The sequence below is a fragment of the Parafrankia sp. EUN1f genome, assembly GCF_000177675.1.
GTDB lineage: Bacteria > Actinomycetota > Actinomycetes > Frankiales > Frankiaceae > Parafrankia.
In genome coordinates, this window is record NZ_ADGX01000006.1 from 39,499 (window position 1) to 58,982 (window position 19,484).

Annotated in this window: 12 protein-coding genes and 1 pseudogene; 6 read left to right on the plus strand and 7 right to left on the minus strand. The window is 72.0% G+C overall.

Translation table 11 applies throughout. The annotated features are described in order from the left end of the window. Positions 1 to 52: 52 nt before the first annotated feature. The 3 genes and pseudogenes from FREUN1FDRAFT_RS02725 (at position 53) to FREUN1FDRAFT_RS02735 (ending at position 3,334) form a co-directional block, all read left to right on the plus strand. Entirely contained in the window at positions 53 to 1,183 is a 1,131-nt protein-coding gene (locus tag FREUN1FDRAFT_RS02725; RefSeq protein ID WP_006538404.1) for a glycosyltransferase family 1 protein, read from the plus strand. 17 nt (positions 1,184 to 1,200) lie between these two features. Beyond that, positions 1,201 to 2,111: pseudogene (locus FREUN1FDRAFT_RS02730) on the plus strand (glycosyltransferase family 2 protein). A 149-nt stretch (positions 2,112 to 2,260) separates the two neighbouring features. Then, positions 2,261 to 3,334: a sugar phosphate nucleotidyltransferase gene (locus tag FREUN1FDRAFT_RS02735; protein WP_035949000.1), complete on the plus strand. Its 1,074-nt coding sequence runs from the start codon at positions 2,261 to 2,263 to the stop codon at positions 3,332 to 3,334. A gap of 246 nt (positions 3,335 to 3,580) precedes the next feature. Here the strand turns inward: FREUN1FDRAFT_RS02735 and FREUN1FDRAFT_RS02740 are convergent, their stop codons facing one another. The 3 genes from FREUN1FDRAFT_RS02740 to FREUN1FDRAFT_RS02755 form a co-directional block, all read right to left on the minus strand. Further along, complete coding sequence (locus FREUN1FDRAFT_RS02740) at positions 3,581 to 6,103, minus strand: sensor histidine kinase (RefSeq protein WP_157474219.1); 2,523 nt, start codon at positions 6,101 to 6,103, stop codon at positions 3,581 to 3,583. 134 nt (positions 6,104 to 6,237) lie between these two features. Further along, on the minus strand, positions 6,238 to 8,289 hold the full coding sequence (locus FREUN1FDRAFT_RS44905) for a lytic transglycosylase domain-containing protein (RefSeq protein WP_006538409.1): 2,052 nt from the start codon (positions 8,287 to 8,289) through the stop codon (positions 6,238 to 6,240). Positions 8,290 to 8,716: 427 nt separating this feature from the next. Next, positions 8,717 to 10,033, minus strand: coding sequence for an acyltransferase (locus tag FREUN1FDRAFT_RS02755; RefSeq protein WP_006538410.1), 1,317 nt, complete (start codon positions 10,031 to 10,033; stop codon positions 8,717 to 8,719). 440 nt (positions 10,034 to 10,473) lie between these two features. On the opposite strand from FREUN1FDRAFT_RS02755, the gene dnaN reads away from it, so the two are divergent. Further along, positions 10,474 to 11,679, plus strand: a complete 1,206-nt coding sequence (gene dnaN / locus FREUN1FDRAFT_RS02760; protein WP_035949009.1) for a DNA polymerase III subunit beta — start codon at positions 10,474 to 10,476, stop codon at positions 11,677 to 11,679. 37 nt (positions 11,680 to 11,716) lie between these two features. On the opposite strand, the gene FREUN1FDRAFT_RS02765 is transcribed toward dnaN, so the two are convergent. The 4 genes from FREUN1FDRAFT_RS02765 to FREUN1FDRAFT_RS02780 form a co-directional block, all read right to left on the minus strand. After that, a complete protein-coding gene (locus tag FREUN1FDRAFT_RS02765; RefSeq protein WP_006538412.1) occupies positions 11,717 to 12,508 on the minus strand; it encodes a DUF3105 domain-containing protein in 792 nt (263 codons plus the stop codon). Between the two features lie 208 nt (positions 12,509 to 12,716). Next, positions 12,717 to 14,300 (minus strand): coenzyme F420-0:L-glutamate ligase, encoded by a 1,584-nt coding sequence (locus tag FREUN1FDRAFT_RS02770; RefSeq protein ID WP_006538413.1) that lies wholly within the window; start codon positions 14,298 to 14,300, stop codon positions 12,717 to 12,719. Next, positions 14,293 to 15,321 (minus strand): 2-phospho-L-lactate transferase, encoded by a 1,029-nt coding sequence (cofD, locus tag FREUN1FDRAFT_RS02775; RefSeq protein WP_006538414.1) that lies wholly within the window; start codon positions 15,319 to 15,321, stop codon positions 14,293 to 14,295. The genes FREUN1FDRAFT_RS02770 and cofD overlap by 8 nt, the downstream gene beginning before the upstream one ends. Positions 15,322 to 15,381: 60 nt before the next feature. Beyond that, positions 15,382 to 15,966 (minus strand): TetR/AcrR family transcriptional regulator, encoded by a 585-nt coding sequence (locus FREUN1FDRAFT_RS02780; RefSeq protein WP_006538415.1) that lies wholly within the window; start codon positions 15,964 to 15,966, stop codon positions 15,382 to 15,384. A 299-nt stretch (positions 15,967 to 16,265) separates the two neighbouring features. Here FREUN1FDRAFT_RS02780 and FREUN1FDRAFT_RS02785 point away from each other — a divergent pair, with 299 nt between their 5' ends. Further along, positions 16,266 to 16,547: a hypothetical protein gene (locus FREUN1FDRAFT_RS02785; protein WP_006538416.1), complete on the plus strand. Its 282-nt coding sequence runs from the start codon at positions 16,266 to 16,268 to the stop codon at positions 16,545 to 16,547. A 110-nt stretch (positions 16,548 to 16,657) separates the two neighbouring features. Further along, positions 16,658 to 19,402 (plus strand): bifunctional FO biosynthesis protein CofGH, encoded by a 2,745-nt coding sequence (locus FREUN1FDRAFT_RS02790; RefSeq protein WP_006538417.1) that lies wholly within the window; start codon positions 16,658 to 16,660, stop codon positions 19,400 to 19,402. Positions 19,403 to 19,484: the final 82 nt, after the last annotated feature.

Sequence of the window (19,484 nt, forward strand, 5' to 3'; positions counted from 1 at the left end):
TGAGAAGCAAGCGGCCACACTGAATCAGGCGGCACGTCTCGGAAGGAGCGCCGTGGGACCCCGGGTGCTCGTTGATGCGACCTCGGTCCCGGCCGACCGCGGTGGCGTCGGGCGATATGTCGACGGGCTCGTCGCCGCCTTGGGCGCGGCTGGCGCCGACATGGCGCTGGTGTGCCAGCGATCGGACGAGGAACGTTACAGCCGGATGGCGCCCCAGGCGACCGTCCTGTCGGGCCCGGCGGCCATTGCGCACCGGCCCGCGCGGTTGGCGTGGGAGCAGACCGGCCTTCCGCTGGTGGCGGAGCAGGTCAATGCCGAAGTAATCCACTCCCCGCACTACACAATGCCATTGCGAGCACAACGACCGGTGTGCGTGACGATCCACGATGTCACGTTCTTCACCGAGCCGGAGATGCATACCGCGGTGAAGGGAACCTTCTTCCGCTCGGCTATGCGTACGGCGGTGCGCCGGGCGAACCGCATCATCGTGCCGTCGAAGGCGACGCGGGACGAGCTCGTCCGCGTGCTCGAGGGCGATCCGACCACTACCGACGTCGCGTATCACGGGGTGGATACCAGCACGTTCCATCCGCCTACGGAGGATGACCGGCGGCGGGTGCGGTTGCGGCTCGGTCTCGGAAACACCCGGTATGTCGCTTTTCTCGGCATGCTGGAGCCGCGGAAGAACGTTCCGAACCTCATTCGCGGCTGGGCCGAGGCGGTGCACTGGCGGGACGAGCCGCCGGCGCTGGTGCTGGCCGGCGGCTCCGGCTGGGACGACGACGTCGACGCGGCCGTCGCCTCGGTGCCGAGCCATCTGCGCGTGATCCGTCCGGGCTACCTGCGCTTCTCCGACCTGCCGGGCTACCTCGGCGGTTCGGAGCTGGTCGCCTACCCGTCGCACGGCGAGGGCTTCGGGCTGCCCGTGCTGGAGGCCATGGCCTGCGGCGCGCCGGTGCTCACCACACCGCGGCTGTCGCTGCCCGAGGTGGGTGGGGACGCGGTCGCCTACACCCAGCCGGACGCGGACTCCATCGCCCGCGAGATGAGCACCCTGCTCGACGACGCGGAGCGCCGCAGCCAGCTCGCGGCCGCCGGCCTCGCCCGCTCCCGCGAGTTCACCTGGGCCGCCTCGGCGGAGGCGCACCTGGCGAGCTATGCCCGTGCGGTGGCCGACGCCTGACGCGCTACGGTTTTCCGGTGGACAAGCCGGAGATCCGGGTCGTCGTCGTCACCTTCAATTCCGGGGAGGTCATCGGAACCTTCCTGGACTCGTTGGCCAAGTCGACCACCCGTCAGTACGAGGTCGTGGTGGTCGACAACTCGCCCCAGGTCGACGTCGGGACCCGTGCCGCGGGTGAGCGGCCCGAGGTGGCGCTGCTGCGCCCGGGCCGCAACCTCGGCTACGGCTCCGGCGCCAACCGGGGGCGGCCGGTGCGTCCACGCCGTGGCTGCTGGTGGCGAACGCCGACATCGCCTTCTCCCCGGGCAGCCTGGACGAGCTGATCGCCGCGGCCGGTCGCTGGCCCGGCGGCGGTGCGTTCGGCCCCGGCATCATCAACCCTGACGGAGCGCTGTACCCGTCCGCTCGTGACCTGCCCTCGCTCGGGCGAGGCATCGGCCACGCGCTGCTCGGGTGGTGCTGGCCCACGAACCCCTGGACGGCCTCCTACCGTCGCGAGCGGGGCGTGCCGAGGGAGATGACCGCCGGCTGGCTGTCCGGCTCCTGCCAGCTGCTGCGGCGCGAGGTGTTCGAGGCCGTCGGCGGCTTCGACGAGTCCTACTTCATGTTCATGGAGGACGTCGATCTGGGCCGGCGCGTCGGGCTGGCCGGCCACCAGCTGGTCTACGTCCCCGGCGCCGTCGTCGAGCACCTCGGCGGGCACTCGACGAAGCGGTCGTCGCGCCGGATGGTGATCGCGCATCACCGCAGCATGATCCGCTATCTGTGTCGGCAGTACGACAGCCCGGCCTACCTGCCACTGCGGGCCGCGCTCACGGTCGGCCTGGGTGCCCGGCTGCTGCTGGCGCTGGCGTTCGCCCGGGACAGCGCGGGCGCGCGGGCCACCCGGTCCGCTGACCTGCTCGCTTCGGCGCGCCGGCCGCACTGATTTTCTCACCCAGATAACGGATATCCGTCACGACTCGTGAACTCGGTATAGAGCGTGTGTGTCCGGGTTGTGGCCTCTCGTTGAGAGGATGCGATTTCCCGGACAGGTGTGCGCAACTGAGACGAGGTGCTCTGCGACACTGACGAATCATGGACGCAGTGATGCTGGTCGGCGGGCAGGGAACCCGTCTCCGCCCGTTGACAATGTCGGCGCCGAAGCCGATGTTGCCGGTTGCCGGCGTGCCGGTGACGGCCCACATGCTCGCCCGTGCCCGCGACGCGGGGATCACCCGGGTGGTGCTCGCCACCTCCTATCGGGCCGAGGTTTTCGAGGAGTACTTCGGCGACGGCTCCGAGCACGGGCTGGTTCTCGAGTACGTCACGGAGGTCGAGCCGCTGGGCACCGGCGGGGCGATCCGCAATGTCGCGGAGCGCCTCGAATCAGCCCCCGACGATCCGGTGGTCATCTTCAACGGTGACATCCTCTCCGGTCTCGACATCGGGGCCCTCGTCACCCGGCACACCACGGCCGGTGCCGCGGTGACGCTCCATCTGACGAGGGTGGAGGATCCCCGTGCGTTCGGCGTCGTGCCGACCGACGACGCCGGCCGGGTGACCGCCTTCCTGGAGAAGACCCCCGACCCGCCCACCAACCTCATCAACGCCGGCTGCTACGTCTTCCGGCGTTCCGTGATCGACGACATCCCGGCCGGGCGCCCTGTCTCGGTCGAGCGGGAGACCTTTCCCGCCCTGCTCGCATCCGGGGTTCCGGTGGTCGGCTACCCGGACGACACCTACTGGCTCGACCTCGGCACCCCGGCCGCGTTCGTCCGCGGTTCGCGTGACCTCGTCACCGGGCGGATGCCGTCCTCGGCGCTGCCCGGCCCGGTCGGCGACCGGCTGGTACTGCCCGGGTCGACGGTGGCGACCGACGCCAAGATCGGCGGTGGCTCGACGATCGGTGCGGGTGCGTCGGTGGGCACCGGGGCGCGGATCGACGGCTCCGTCCTGTTCGACCGGGCCTCCGTCGGCGCGGGCGCCTACATCCGCGACAGTGTCGTCGGGCGGGCGGCGGTCATCGGTAACGGCGTGGTACTGGAGAACGTCGTCGTCGGCGACGGCGCCGTGATCGAGCCGGGCAACGAGCTGCGTGCCGGCGCACGGGTGTTCCCCGGCACGGTGCTGAGCGCGGGCGCCGTCCGCTTCAGCTCCGACCGCGCCTAGCGCGGCGCCTCCATGGCGCGGGTGGCGAAGGGCGAAGAGTGGAGGATTTCGGTCGTCCTGACGACGATCATCCTCCACTCATCGGGCCGCGGCTTCGGGCTGCCGCCGCGGCGGTGGTTGCTGCCGGGCAGGATCTGAGGGTCTTGGTCGCCAGGACGACGAACCGCCTCAACTCTTCGGACAGCCCGAGCCCCGGGGCCCGGGTCGGACAGACCGGCCCCCCGGGATCACCGTGGGCCCGCGGGCTCACCGCGGGTCGGTCTGCCGGCTCAGCGCGGGCCAGGTGATCTCCAGGCAGACCTGGCTGTCGTCGACGTCCCGGTGCCACGAGAGGAGATCCTCCTCCTCCGGCGGAAGCGGGGACGCCGTAAGCGGCGGCGGCGGAAGCGGGGACGGCTGGGACGCGGCCGTTCCGGCCGGGCCTGTGGCCGGGTAGGTGAGGAAGAGCCGCCCGCCGGTGTCGTCGCAGATCAGGGTGAGGACAACCTGCTGCGCGCCGGTGGCCGGCGCGGCACCGAGCAGGCCGGGCAGGATCTCCGCGAGCCGCGCACGCACCGGCGCGGGAATCCGCCCCGGCTCGCCGGCCAGCCGCACCTCGACCCCGAGCCCCCGCGCGCGGGCCTCGACGACTGCCGGCCCCAGCTCACCCAGCGTCTGTCCGGCGCCGGTGACCAGGGCCCGGCGGATGGCGGCCGCCCGCTGGCCGCAGCGGTCGCGCACGGCTGGGTCACGCGGGTCGAGCAGACCGTCCGCGACCGCCTCCAGCAGCGGCAGCACCTCCTGCTCGATCGTGGCGAGACCACGCTCCCGGTCAGCCCGGACAGCCCGCGCCGACTGCTCCAGCGCCGCGCGGGCGGTCTCCTCCTCGAGCGCTCGGGCGACCTGGTCGGCGGTGCGCCGCAGCACCGGGCCGCCCATCGCCACCATGATCTGCAGCGCGATCTGGCTGTTCGTCGCGGCCAGCAGCTGGGCGAGCGCCAGTGGGCCGGTGTCCGAGCCGGCCAGGACGAGCACGCCGAGCACCGCGACGGTCGCGATGATCGCGAGAGCCCAGACGACCAACAGGCGGGACACCGCGAGCAGGGCGAGAAGCACCGGGAGCACCAGCACCGGCCAGGTGTTGATCCGGCTCGGTGGCCCGCCCGCCCCCGTCGCACCGTGGGCCTGGACGACGTTCAGTCCCACCACCACGGTCACCGCCAGCGCGAGCACGATCGCGGCGACGGCCTCGCCGCGGCGCAGTGGCCGCCGGTAGGACGTCCGGGCCGCGGCGGCCACGATCAGCGCCATGGCGGGCCAGCAGAGCACGGCGAGTGGCACCGACCGGGCGGACGGGAGGGTGAACGGCACGATGACGGCGGTACAGCCGAACCAGGCCAGTGCGGCGAGGGCGACCGTGCGGCGCAGCACGGCCGCGTAGGAGTCCCGCAACTCGGTGGCCGACGTCCCGGCAGCCGCCGGCCCGCCTCCCGGCAGCCTTCCCGCCGCTTCCGGCATCTTGCCGGCCGTCTGTCCCCGTGGCAGGGGCCCTGGTGCCGTGGAGGCTGCCACGCGGTCAGGCCCGGCCGGTGCCGGTGCCGGCACTGGTACTGGTGCCGGGGCCGGGGCCGGGGCTGGCGCCGGCCAGCGCAGGCGGACGGATGTTCCGTGCCCGGGAGCCGAGCTGATCGTCGCCTGCCCGCCGACCTCGGCGAGCCGGGCGTGCACCGACCGGGCCAGCCCGAGCCGGTCGTCGGGAACGTCGTCGGTGGCGAAGCCCCGTCCCGCGTCGGCGACGACGACGTCCACGCCGCCGCCGGGTCGGTTCGTGACGGTGAGGGTGGCGTGATCCGTCCCGGCATGGCGCCGGACGTTCGCCAGCAGCTCCTGCGCGGCCGCGGCCACCGCGCGGACCACCTCCTCCGGCAGGTCCGTGGTGGGCAGCGAGGCGACGTCCACCCGTAGCCCGCGGGCCGCCGCCACGGACACCACCCGCAGCATCGGCTCGGTGAGGTCGCGCGTGGCGGACGCGGTCCCGTCCAGCATGGTGCGGACGGCGTCGATCGCGTAGCGGCACTGCTCGGCGGTCAGGGCGATACCGGAGCGGTCCCGGGTGCCGCCTCCCCAGGCGATGCCGGTCAGCGTGTTGAGAACGGTGTCGTGCAGCATCCGTTCGCGTTCTCGCTCGTCGCGAAGCCTCGCGGCTGCCACTGCCGCCGCCTGCCGCTGCGCCGCGGCGGTGCCCAGCCTGGTGTCGGCCAGCCGGGCGATCGCGCTGAGCCGGGTGAGCGCGAGACGGAACAGAGCCGCGATCGCGATCACCAGCAGGCACGCGGCGAACGCGCGCGCCAGCGGGGTGTGGTTCCCGCCGGCCGCCGGGTCGTCCATCGTGACCTGGGCGATGGCCGCGCCGCCGACGAGGGCCGTGACCATCAGCACGACCGCGGCGGCCAGAACCCGTCGGCGGCAGGCCCAGGAGGCGACGATCGCCGCATGGGCGGCCGCGGAGAAAACCCAGGTGGCGGAACCACCGACGGATTGCGCCGGCAGGAACAGCACCGCACCGGCGCCGACACCGACGGCGACGGCGACGTTGCCGGGGACCAGCAGGCGGACGAGCCGCGGCCGGGCCAGAGCGACGGTTACGAAGACGGTGCCCCAGAGCGCCGTCACGGCGGCGGCGGCGAGCCCGGCGGGGTGCGCGGTGTACCAGGAACGCCAGACGACGACGTAGGCGACGAGGAAGGCGATGTTCAGGGCCCGCATCGTCGCGAAGGTCCGTACTGCCACCGCGTCGAACGCCTGGTGGGCATTTGCCGGCACAGGACGAGTGTGCCCGGGTCGTGCCCGATGGGCGCCGATTTGTGGGTTTCCGGGCCGATCGTCCGGATGGGTGCGGCCCACCCGGAGCTGGTTGGGGCCGGTCAGCCGCTGGTGCCCGTCGTGGGTGACGCGGTTGAGGACGCCGCCGGCGACGCGGTGCTGGGCGCTGTCGTGGTCGTCGTCGTGGCCTTGGTCGTGTTGGCCGTGGCGCTGGCGGTGGCCGTGGCGCTCGCGGGAGGCGTGGTGGCCGCCGGAGTGGTCGCCGCCGGTTTCGTCGTTGCGGGAGTGGTCGGCGCCGGTGTCGCGGTGGCCGTCGGCGCGGCCGTGGCGGCGGGCGCCGCTGTGGTGGGGGTGGTGGTCGGTGCCGCGGTGGCGCTCGGCGATGTGGGCGCGGTGGTGGCCGGGGTCGCCGTGGGCGACGGCGTCACGGTCGGAGTGTCCTCCGTCGGGGTCGCCGTGGGCGCCGGGACGGTGGGGTCTGCCGCGAATGCGCTCGACGGGACATTGCGGATGCGCAGCCGCATCTGGGCCGGGCAGACCTGGTCGGCGGGGGTGACGGTCAGCGTGACGATGACGGTGTCGTCCGTCAGGGCCGCCGCGGCCAGGCTGCTTCCGGGCAGCCGGGCGAGGAGCGCCGGCACCATCGTTCCGTCGCCGGTCTGCAGGGTCGTCCAGCTGGTTGTGATCTCTTTGTCGCCGGTGGTGGTCGCGGTGGCCTCGACCGTGACGGTGGTGTTCAGCCAGGGCAGGCGCGCGGTGGTGAGGTCGAGCGCCTCGGCGCCGGCGGTGTCCGGGTCGAGATCCGTGAGAGCGACGGCGAGATCGGCGGCCCGCAGCGGGTCGCAGCTGCCCGGGTCGAGAGTGATCGCCGGGGCTGGCGTCGGTGGCAGCGTCGCGCCGGGCGTGGTCGGGCTCAGGCTCGGGTCCGTCGTGCCGTCCGTCCCGCCGGTGGGGGTGAGGTCGGTGATGGGGACGTCGGCCAGGCTGGGGCTGCTGGAGTCGGTCGTGGTGGATCCGGTGCCGGGGGTGGCGCCGCCCTGGCGGTAGCCGTTGTACCAGGTGAGGACGGTACGGACGTAGGCGTCGGAGGGGTTGTACGACAGGATCGCGGCGCGCAGGTCGGCGGCGTCGTCGAGGTCGCGGTCGCGGGCGCAGAGGTAGTGGCCGGCGGCGAGGTCGGCGTCGTGGATGTTGTGCGGGTTCTTGACGCCGTCGCCGTTGCCGTCGCGGCCGGAGCCGGCCCAGGTGGTGGGGATGAACTGCATGGGGCCGACGGCGCGGTCGTAGACGGTGTCGTGGTCGAGGGCGCCGTTGTCGCTGTCGCGGATGAGGGCGTTGCCGCCGGTGCCGTCCAGGCGGGGGCCGAGGATGAGCGGGCTGGTGACGGTGCCGTCGGCGGTGATGCTGCGGCCCTGGGCGTGGTGGGACTCGACCCTGCCGATGGCGGCGAGCAGTTCCCAGGGCAGGTGGCAGCTGGGTTTGTCCTCGGCGAGCTGGTCGGCGGCCTTCTGGTAGGCGGCGAGGAGCTGGGCGGGGATCTTCTTGGCGCTGTCGGTGAGGGTGATGCTGGTGGTGGGGCTGTCGCTGTCGGAGGTGGCGTCCTGGGCGAGCTCGTCGGTGGTGAGGTCCGCGGGGTCGGTTTCCGGCGGGGTGTTCGGGACGAGGTCGGGCAGTTTCCAGTCGCCGGCGCGGGCGGGTGGGTTCTTGGTGGTGTCGAGCTGGTCGCCGGTGTCGCCGCTCGTTTCGGGGGTGGCGGCGGTGCAGAAGAACAGCAGGCTGGCGGCGACCGCGGTGGGCAGCACCGTCGTGCGCACCAGGCCCGAGGCACGGACACGCTGGCCCGGTCCCCTGGCCGCGGGCCCAGCCTTGCCCGCCCGCGTCGCACCGCCCGCCTTGGCGGCTTTGCTCGCCTTCGCGGCCTTGCCTGCCTTCGCGGCCTTCGTGGTGCTGCCTGCCTTCGTGGCGCTGCCGGCCTTCGCGATGCCGCCCACGGTGGGTAGCTCGATGGTCGGCGCCGTCGGAACGCGCTTGGTCAGATCGACCCGAGTGGGAACACCGCCAGCCGCCGGTGGGCCCGGCTGTGGCGTGTTCGCGGCCGCGGCACTGGGCCGCGGGTCCGTCGGGGACTGGTGACGTCGGCGGCGACGGCTCACCGGCAGATTCCTCCTGGCTTGGGAGGCGTCCGATGGGGCGGGCGATCACCACAGGACGCGAGGGCGCGTGGGGCAGACGTGCTCTTCGTGACCTGCCTGGGGCAGCAGGCCTGACCTGCGTCGATGCATGCCGACAGCGTCCCGGCCCGGGGTGGCGCCGGGCTGGGACGCGTGGGTTCTGCACTCGGTTCAGTCACGTTGTGTGAAAATTCCGAAACGGTCGTCGGCGAACGGTCGGGCAGACCGCGAGCTATCCGCGTGCTGGTTGGCCAGCGCGAGAGAACTGTGACAGATGGAGGCGCTTTCTGTTACCAAAAGATCAGATGTCCCGCTTGCTGTTATTTAGTTAACAGGTTCGGGGAAACGATCGCCATCCGCCGACTGACCAGTCCGTGAACTCGTCCGCGGGAGCCCCCGCATGCGCAGGTCAGCTGCCTGCGGGCGGGACGGATTCGCCGCCCGCGGTCATGGGTGCGGACGTCGGCCGCGGCGACATGGCCCGCGGCTGCGTCGTCGCCAGCCGCGGTGCCGCGGCAGGCGGGGTGAAGGTGCCCCGGCCCTTGCGCGGGGCTGTCCCACGGGCATTGACCCAGGCTGGGCGCCGGCGCTGGACGGGCCTCTCCACCAGGTAGTACGAGGCGGAGGCGAGCCCCAGGCTGACGACGAGCGCGGCTCCGGCGGAGGGCACCCGCCCGTATCGGGGGACCAGCGAATCGTTGGCGACCCCGGTCACCGGGAAATGCCACAGGTAGAGGCTGTAGGAAATGCGGCCGACCCAGGATGCCGGGCGGCAGCTGAGCATGCGGTAGTACCACCCCGGACGCCGCTGGTCCGCGCCCAGGATCGCGACGGCGGCGAGGACCGCGACGAGCAGGTAGCCGCCGCGGGCCATCCAGGTCGGTCGGCCGACCAGATCGGGCCCGGTGGCGAAGAGGACCACGATGGCGACCAGTGCGACGGGGCTGAAGAAGGCCACCCGCCGGAGGATCGCGTCCGCGGTGGCGCGGGCCGCGTGGCGAGGGGAGGCCCAGCCGCGCAGGGAGTCGTAGCGCCAGACGGCGAGCAGACAGCCGACGAGCAGGGAGTCGAACCGGGTGTCGGGGGCGTAGTAGATGCGCAGGTTCGACGCGCCGGTGGAGATCAGCACCTCACGCCAGATCAGCACGATGATCACCAGGCTGATCAGGATCTCCGGCAGGCAGCGGCGCAGCCGGCCGTTGCGGCAGATCGCAACCAGCGCGATCGGCCAGACCAGGTAGAACTGCTCCTCCAGCGAGAGCGTCCACACATGCCCGAACCACGCGCCGCTGTCCGGGGGATTCAGCGTGCGCTGAATATTTGCCACGTAGAAGACCGCGGCGAGACCGTTGCGCAGGAACTGCCATTGATCGTCCGCGTCCTTGAAGAGCAGGACGAGTGGGATCCCTGCTGCTACAAAGATGTAGAAGGCGGGGAGGAGACGGAAAGCACGGCGTGCCCAGAAGGCGCGCAGGGAGATCCAGCCTTCACGGTCCCGCTCGGCCAGCAGCAGGCCGGTGATGAGGAACCCGCTGAGCACCAGGAAGAGATCGACCCCCAGATAACCCCCTGGTACCAGGCCCATATGGTGGAAGAACACGGTCAGCACCGCCAGCGCGCGCAGCCCGTCGAGCGCGGGATTGTGCCCACCGGAAGGTGTCCTCGGCGTGTTCCCGGCGGGTTGCGCGGATTCGCCGCGCGTAGCTGCGGTCAGGTTTTCCAGCATGGCGTCCCCCCACGGGAACCAACGGTTCGAACGATACTGGCGACGACAATAGACCTGCCTTTTACCGCTGGTCGAACCCGGTACCGGCCAGGCACCCGAAGGTGCTCCGTAATGGTCTCACTCAATATCTGAACCGGATCCCAGGAGCTGCTCGGGTGTCCGCGAATCGTGGTGACCGGTCCTGCGGCGGCGGACGGGATCCCGTTGCCCGGGCGGCTCCCCACCGGGGGCCGGGCGGGAGCGGTGGGGCGTACCCGAGGCCAGCGGCCGGCTGGCCGATGGGCGCCCCGTCGGAACGCCGAGGTGGCGTCGAGATGGCGGCGAAGCGGCGTCGGGGGAGGCGTGATGACCCGTGCGGCTGTGGCCCCGGGCGCCGCGCCGTCGCGGCGAGGCTTTGCGGAATGCGGAGATTCGGCCTCGTCCGGCGAGACAATCCGAGCATGAGGTTCAGCGTGGAACGCGACGTACTCGCCGACGCTACGGGCTGGGTCGCCCGCCATCTGCCGAAGCCGACGGGTGGCGCACAGCAGGTCCTGACAGGCCTGCTCCTGGAGGCCCTGCTGCCGGACCACGCCTCAGACCACAACTCGGACCACACCGCCGAGCGCTCCCGGGGCCGCGGCGCGCCGGCTCTGGAGATCTCGGCCTTCGACGGTGAGGTGGCGGCCCGGGCCCCGGTCGAGGCCGTCGTCACCGAACCGGGCCGGGTGGTTGTTCCCGGGCGTCTACTGGCCGATGTCGTGCGCAACCTGCCGGATGCTCCGGTGCTCGTGTGGGCCACCGCGACCCGCGTGACCATCGAATGCGGCACCGCGAGCTTCCGTATCCCCACGCTCGACTCCGAGGACTACCCGGTTCTCCCGGTGTTCCCGCCGCCGGTGGGCGAGGTCGACACGCTGGGCTTCGCCGCGGCGGTGGCGCAGGTGGCACCCGCCGCGGGCCGGGACGACTCGCTGCCGGTCCTCACCGCCGTCCGACTGGAGATCGCCCGGGGCGGGTTGAGCCTGGTCGCAACCGACCGTTACCGGCTCGCGCTGCGCACGATTCCCTGGCAGCCCACGGTCGACGATCCCGAGGCCGTCGCGCATGTGCCGGCCCGGCTGCTCGCGGACATCGCTCGACTGCCGACCAGTGCCTCGCGGATCGCGCTCGGGATGGGCGTCGACGACTCCGGGGTCGCGCGGTTCGGTCTCTCGGTCAACGGCCGGCAGACGATCGTTCGCCTGTTGGAAGGGACCTTCCCGAACTACCGTCGGCTGCTGCCGGAGGCGTCCGCGTTCACCGTCACCGCGCAGACGTCGGTCCTCGCGGCGGCCGTGCGCAGGGTCGCGCTGGTCGCCACCCGGACGGCGCCGCTGCGCTTCACCTTCTCGGCGGGCCAGGTCCTCGCCGAGGCCGGTGACGGCGGTGGGGCGCAGGCCTGCGAGCTGGTGCCGCTCGAGTACACCGGCCCCGAGCTGTCGGTCCTGTTCAATCCCGCGTTCCTGCTCGACGGCCTAGCCGCGGTCGAGGGTGATGAGGTGGTGTTCGGTTTCGCCGCGGTGGACCCGAACACCACCTCGTCGAGCCCTGCCGTGCTGACCGGCAAGGACGACGGGGAGGACTATCGCTACCTGCTCATGCCGATCCGTACCGGTGCGGCCTGACCGCCGGTCACGGGCCGGCGGTCAGGAGAGGCATCGGTCAGGGGGCCGGCGTGCTCATCGTGCCGGCGCCCGGCGTCGCGTCGGCGGCGGCCGCGGTGTCGAGCGGACCGTCGGCGGTCACGTTGAGCGTTCCGCCCTGCAGGCCCGACTCGGGGGCGGTCGGGGAGTCCCAGTTCGCGCCCTCGGCCGGCGGGTTCGCCCACTTGGTGACGAACTCCTTCACCACGTCGGCGGAGACGGTGGTGCAGCGCTGGGTCCGGTCCCAGCCGGTCAGGACGAAGTGCTGGTTGCCTGCGAACGCGTCGCGTGTCCAGGGCACCGCGATGAAGCGGTTGCCGGAGTCGGCGGCGACCTTCTCCAGCGTCTTGACCTGGTCGTCCGGCAGCTTGGTGTCGTACCAGGCGACGACGAAGCCGTGCTCCAGGTTGTGGACCGCCCGCTCGATGCGGATGCCCGAGTCCGGGTTGTAGAAGCGGATGGCGTCCGGGAGCGGGTCCGCGTCGTGGTTCCCGGAGGACGGCGGGACGTCCTGGTACTTGACGGTGTCCGTGGTCCCGACGTGGGTGTTGCCACGGAACTCGTCGTTGCGGATTCCGGTGCAGCCAGCGGTGAGCGCGGCGGCGGAGGCCGCCTCCACGTAGCCGACCTTGCGCTTCTCGCTCTTCGACTGGTTGTCGATGACGCTGTAGATGATGATCCCCGCGAGGAGGGCGACAGCGACGAACCCGGACGTGCCATAGATCAGAAGCGCGCGCCGGCGTTCCTTCCGCCGCTGTTCCTGGCGGAGCTGATCCAGACGGCTGTTGCGCGCGGCGCTGCTTTTCCCCACGGTGTCAGATCCTACGAAGTGTCGAACAGGGCTGGGCAGGTGCGGTCCGTCCGACTCGCCGGCAGTCGCGCTCGGTCGCCGTCCCGGGCGCTCCGGCGACCCGGCGGGAACCTACAAATACCAGCAAATCGGACGGAACTCGGGCCCTCGATTTTCTCGTCACAGCCGGATCACAGCCGGCGTACAGCTGCCTGAAGGCAGTTATCGATCAACGTTCGACGATGAACGCGGTGGCGTCCCGGGGTGGGCGGGGAGCCGCCGGCGCGGCTGGATGCCCGACGCCCACCACACCCATCGGAGTCCACGTCCGCGGCAGATCCAGCACGTCTGTGACGATCTCACCGCAGAACAGCGCGGACGACACCCAGCACGAGCCCAGGCCCTCGGCAGCCAGCGCGACCAGCAGGTTCTGCACGGCGGCGCCGACCGCCACGGTGAACATGCGCTCCTCGGCCCGCGACCGGCGCTCGTCCGGATACGAATGCGACCCGTCGCTGACCATCATCGGCACGATCAGGACGGGTGCCCGGCGCAGCACGTCGCCGCGACGCAGCCGCCGGCTCACCGAGTCCTCGTCGAAGCCGTCGCGGCGCAGATCGTCCGTCCAGGCCATGGCCATGGCGTCGAGCAGGGCGTGCCGGCGGGCGTCGACCAGCACGAACCGCCAGGGTGTGGTGTGGTGCGGGGCCGGGGCGGTGATCGCGGCCGCGACCGCCTGGCGCACGGCCGCCGGGTCCACCGGGAGGTCGGCGAACTCCCGCACCGTGCGGCGGGCGAACGGTGCGGACCGGCGTGCCTCGACCGTGCCGAGCTGGAACATGTCCTCGGCGAAGGGCCGCAGCATCGCCCCCGCGCCGGCGCCGTCGTCCGGCAGCCGCCCGAAGCCGCGGACGATGGCCACCGGGGTCGCCCCCAGCTTGCCCTTCACCAGGTCGGCCGCCGCGGCGAGCTCGTCGGCCTCGGCGATCTCGGTCATGCCCAGTTCGTTGCCGTACGTGTCGACATCGCCGATGTGGCTGCGCAGCGCGGCCATCCCGGCCACACCGATGGCCATGTCGGTGAGCCCGCGGCGCCAGGGCCGCCCGGCCGTGTCGCTGATGATCACGCAGACGTCGACGCCGAGCCGCTCCCGCAGGCCGTCACGCAGGGTGCGTGCGCTGGCGTCCGGGTCGACCGGCAGCAGCGCGATGGAATCCTTGTTGACGTTCGACGCGTCCACGCCGGCGCTTGCCAGCACCAGCCCGTGCCGGGTCTCGACGATGCGGGTCTGGCCGCGACGGGCCACCTCGCGGACGGACTCGGCGTCGATCGCCGCCTGCCGGGTCGCCTCCCGGTCCTGGTCGCCGTCGATCTGGATCAACCGGCCCTCGGCCTTGGAGACGATCTTCGAGGTGACCACGAGGACGTCACCGTCGAGCAGGCCCGCGGCCCCTCCCGTACCCGCCTCTCCCGCACCCGCGGCCGTGGCGATCACCTGGGCGAGGTCGTCGCCGGGGCGGATCTCCCCGATACCGGGCAGGGGCAGGATCTGCAGCCGGGCGCTCGCCGGCACCTCCGGGCCGGCCGGGGTGGGCGGTGCGACCGGCGCCGGCTGCTGCGCGGCCGACGGTTCGTGCGCAGGGGAGAGCGCCGCAGCCTCCGACGGGACGGCCAGCGGTGCCGAGGTGCCCGCCGGCGACGGCTCGTCCGCGGGCGACGGCTCGTCCGCGGGCGACGGTTCGTCCGCGGACGTCGGCGTCCCCAGCGCGGGCGTGCCCAGGGTGAAAGGATCCATGGCGGACAGCTCAGACACCGGCGAGCTCCAGTGCCGCCTCCACGATCGCCACAGTGGCCTCCAGATCGGTCATGAGAAGCGGTACGGCTTTCACGGTAGCTCCGGGTATGGCATCCGGGTCCGCTGCGACATCGGCATCCACGACGTCAACCAGCCAACCGTCGAGGAGACCGTGACCAAGCTCCCGCTCGGCGCCCCCGGAGGTGCCCTTCCGCTCGGGCGCTGAGGCCGTTTCGCCGTCGCGGTGCCGGCCGCCGTAGTGCGCACCGACCGCACGCGCCGTGGTCTCGACACCGATCGCCTTCAGGCAGGCGTCCGCCATGCCACGCACCGCCGCGCCACCGATGATCGGGGAGATGCCGATCACCGGGGCGAGCGTCACCCGCAGCGCGTCGGCGATCCCCGGCACCGACAGGATCGTGCCGATGGAGACCACCGGGTTGGACGGGCCGATGAGCACGACATCGGCCGCCGCGATGGCGTCCAGCACTCCGGGCGCGGGGGTCGACTCCGCGGCGCCGACGGAGAGGATGGCCTCGGCCGGGACGGACGCCCGCAGCTTCAGCCACCACTCCTGGAAATGCACGGCCCGCCGGCCCTGGTCATCATTGATGATCACGTGGGTCTCGACGCGGTCGTCCGACATGGGCAGCAGGCGCACCCCGGGCCGCCAGCGGTCGCACAGCGCCGTGACGACGTCCGACAGCTTGTAACCGGCGTCAATCATCTGGGTACGGACGAGATGGGTGGCCAGATCGCGGTCGCCGAGACCGAACCAGCTCGGCCCCACGCCGTAGGCGGCGAGCTCACCGGAGACCACGAAGGACTCGTCCTCGCGGCCCCAGCCGCGCTCCTCGGAGATGCCTCCGCCGAGTGTGTACATGACGGTGTCGAGGTCTGGGCAGATGCGCAGACCATGCAGGGTGATGTCGTCACCCGTGTTGCCGATGACGGTGATCTCTGCGTCCGGCCGTGCCACCCGGACACCGGTCAGAAAACGCGCGCCGCCGATTCCGCCAGCCAATGCCGTAATCCTCACCGCGCCATCCTTCCACCGCGGTTGCCGCAAGGGCGGGTCACGGTGTCGGCGCGATGCGCGTCAGTGCAGCACGCTCTCCGCGGGCAGCGGTGGTGCGGGGGAGTTCGTGGTGCTGGCCAGTGAGGCGAGCAGGTAACGGACCAGATGGCTGGTGGGCCGGCTCGGCGCGGGGTTCGCCAGCCCGCCTTCGATCGTCGCCACCACGGCGTCCGCGGCGATCTCGCGGTCCGGCCCGGGCACGAGGTCCGCGACCGCGCTGAGCGCGAGTCCATGCAGCCATTCGTGTAGCCGCTCGTGGTATTCCATGATCGGTGGGGCGTGGGGTGCCCGTTCCGCCACGCACGGATGCAGCGTTCGCCGTTGCTCGACCGAGTCCAGCGCGGCGAAGAGCTTGTTCGCCGGCTCGTCGGGCAGCCGTGCGATGCGCTCCGTCTCACCGTCGAGCAGGCGGTTGAGCACGGCTGCGAACGCGTGGTCCTTCGAGCGGAAGTACCAGTAGACCGAGCCGGGCTCGATACCGGCGGCGCGGGCGATCTCGGCGATGGAGGTTCCGGCGAACCCGCGGGCAAGGAACTGCTGCTCGGCGACCGCGAGCAACGCGTCGATCCGTTCCTCGCGCGGGACTTCCTGACGGTTGCGTGGCACCTGATCAGGGTAACGACCTCGGCGGGACGCAGGAGGGAATTGTCTTGTACGAGCGCCATCCGCTCGTCGACGTTTCGGCTTGGGGGAGTACCCGGCCATCTCCGCCCAGGCTGTCACCGGCGGCGGCACTGTCATCACCGGCACGGCGCGGCGCGTTGACGCGTCGTGGCGGTCATCGGTGTGGGGATGTGGACGGTTGCCGTGGGTGATGTTGCCTGACTCGAAGCTGCCATCTCTTGATTCTCATTAAAGAGGGCTGTGAGATGGACACAGCTCTTCACGTCGCCGGAAGGACTGCCATGTCCGCGATCAGAGACCCACGGAGCCCTACCAGTACCGGTACCCCAAAGAGCCTCGAAGCCCTCTCCGCGTCCTTGAACCGTGCCCTGGCCGGGGCGCGGGCACCACAGGTGGCGGCCGCCCGGCACGCCGACCTGCGGGGCGCCGGCCTGGCCAGGGCCAGCGCACGGACCGACAGGCTGGCCGCCCGCAGGCGCACGAACCTGCTGATCGGGACCCTTGACCGGCTCCGCGGCTCCGCGGCCGGCCGGCTCGGCGCCCGCCAGGGCGGCGCGGCCTGACCCCCGCTCAAGACCGTTCGGAACTTTTCGGCCCTTTCGGACGGTTCATGACATTTCGCGACCTGTAAGTACATCCCCAAGATCCTCGACCGACTATCCAGGGTGAGCGCATGACGAGTACGGCGGCTGTTCCGGGCGGAGAAGGAACCGGGGAGACGAGGACCCTCGACCCCGGTCGCGAGCACCGTCCGGAACCGCCGCCGTCGGCCGCCGCGATGCGCCGCGCGCTGCGGCGCGCGCGCGACGGTGCCACCCTGGACGTCACCGAGGCGGCGATTCTGCTCGCCGCCCGCGGCACCGACCTCGTTGATCTGTGCGCCTCGGCGGCCAGGGTGCGTGACGCGGGGCTCGCGTCCGCGGGCCGCCCCGGGGTGGTCACCTATTCGCCCAAGGTCTTCATCCCGCTGACCCGGCTGTGCCGGGACCGCTGCCATTACTGCACCTTCGCGACCGTTCCGCACCGGCTGCCGGCGCCATACCTCACGGTTGACGAGGTGCTCGACATCGCCCGCGCCGGGGCTCGGGCCGGGTGCGCCGAGGCGCTGTTCACCCTCGGTGACCGACCCGAGGACAGATGGCCCGCCGCCCGCGAGTGGCTCGACGCCCACGGCTACGACTCCACCCTGGGCTACCTGCGTGCGGTGGCGATCGCGGTCCTGGAGGAGACCGGTCTGCTCCCGCATCTCAACCCCGGGGTGCTGAGCTGGGCGGAGCTGGCACGCCTCAAGCCGGTCGCGCCGTCCATGGGAATGATGCTGGAAACCACCGCCACGCGGCTGTGGTCGACCCCTGGCGAGGCGCACCACGGCTCGCCCGACAAGGACCCGGCGGTGCGCCTGCGGGTGCTGGCGGACGCCGGCCGGCTGTCGATCCCCTTCACCACCGGGCTGTTGCTGGGCATCGGCGAGACCCTCACCGAACGCGCCGAGACGATCTTCGCGCTGCGTGGCCTGGACCGCGAGTACGGCTCCATCCAGGAGGTGATCGTCCAGAACTTCCGCGCGAAGGACGACACCGCGATGCGTGGCGAGCCGGACGTCGGGGCGGCGGAGCTCGCGGCGGCCGTTGCGGTGACCCGAATGGTGCTCGGCCCGCGGATGCGGGTGCAGGCGCCGCCCAACCTCATCGACACCGACGAGTGCGCCCTGCTGCTCTCGGCCGGGCTCGACGACTGGGGTGGGGTGTCACCCGTCACTCCGGATCACGTCAACCCGGAGCGGCCCTGGCCCGATCTGGACGTGCTGCGGACCGTGACCGAGGCGGCCGGGTTCACGCTGCGCGCGCGGCTGACCGTCCATCCCACCCATCTGGACGAGCCGTGGATTGACCCGCGCCTGACCGGGCACGTGGCGGCGCTGGCTGGCCCGGACGGACTGCTCGCCCCGCAGGCGTGTGCCACCGGGCGTCCCTGGCAGGAGCCGGACGGTGGCCTGGCCGACAGCGGCCGCACCGACCTGCACACCGCGGTGGACACGGAGGGCCGGCGTACCGCCGCGCGCTCCGACTTCGACTCGGTGTACGGCGACTGGGCTGGTCTGCGTGACCAGGTGCGCGCCGCGGGCACCGGCGTGGACGGCGTGTACGGCTCGGGTTCCCGGGCCGGGGCCGCGATGCCGGCGGGCCCCGACGGATCGGCGATGCCGGCGGGCTTCGACGGATCACCGCCGGCCACCGCGGTGCCCGGCCAGCTCTCCCGAGCGGAGCCGGAGGTGCTCGCCGCACTGCGCCGGGCGCGTACCGACCCGGCCGGCATCACCGACGCCGAGGCCCTCGTGCTGTTCGGCGCGACCGGCCCGGCTCTGGAGGAGCTGTGCCAGCTCGCGGACGACCTGCGCCGCGACGTGGTCGGCGACGACGTGACCTACGTGGTGAACCGCAACATCAACTTCACCAATGTCTGCTACACGGGCTGCCGGTTCTGCGCCTTCGCCCAGCGGCGCGGTGACGCCGACGCCTACACGCTGTCGCTGGAGGAGGTGGCCTCCCGGGTCCAGGAGGCCTGGTCGGTGGGAGCCACCGAGGTCTGCGTCCAGGGCGGCATCCATCCCGACCTGCCGGGAACCGCGTACTTCGAGCTGGCCCGGGAGATCAAGAAGGCCGTCCCGGAGCTGCACCTGCACGCGTTCTCGCCGATGGAGGTCATGAACGGCGTCAGCCGTAGCGGCCTGTCGGTGCAGGAGTGGCTCACGGCCGCCCGGGAGGCCGGCCTCGACAGCATCCCCGGCACCGCCGCGGAGATCCTCGACGACGAGGTCCGCTGGGTTCTGACCAAGGGCAAGCTGCCGACGGCCGCCTGGATCGAGGTGATCACCACCGCACACCGGGTGGGCCTGCGGTCGTCGGCGACGATGATGTACGGCCACGTCGACACGCCCGCGCACTGGGTGGCCCACCTGCGGTTGCTGCGCCGCATCCAGGAGGAGACGGGCGGGTTCACGGAGTTCGTCGGGCTGCCGTTCGTGCACCACAGCTCGCCGATCTACCTGGCCGGGGTAGCCCGGCCCGGCCCCACCGTTCAGGAGAACCGGGCGGTGCACGCGATGGCCCGGATCCTGTTGCACGGAGCGATCGCCAACATCCAGTGCTCGTGGGTGAAGCTCGGGACCGACGGCTGCGCGCAGGTGCTCGCGGGTGGGGTCAACGACCTCGGGGGCACACTGATGGAGGAGACCATTAGTCGAATGGCGGGCTCCCAGCATGGCTCTCGACGCTCCATCGCGGAGCTGGAGGAGATCGCCGCGGCCGCCGGCCGGCCCGCTCGGCAGCGGACCACTACCTACGGTGTGGTCTCCTCGGAACGCCTTGCGGCCGCACGTGGTGACGCTGCGCGCACCATGCTCGCGATCGTGACCTGAGGAGCGTCACAGCTCGTTCGTGTCACTACTCTATGTGACCGACGTCTCGATGGCTCGTCGTCGGTGCTGGTGATCGGTGTAA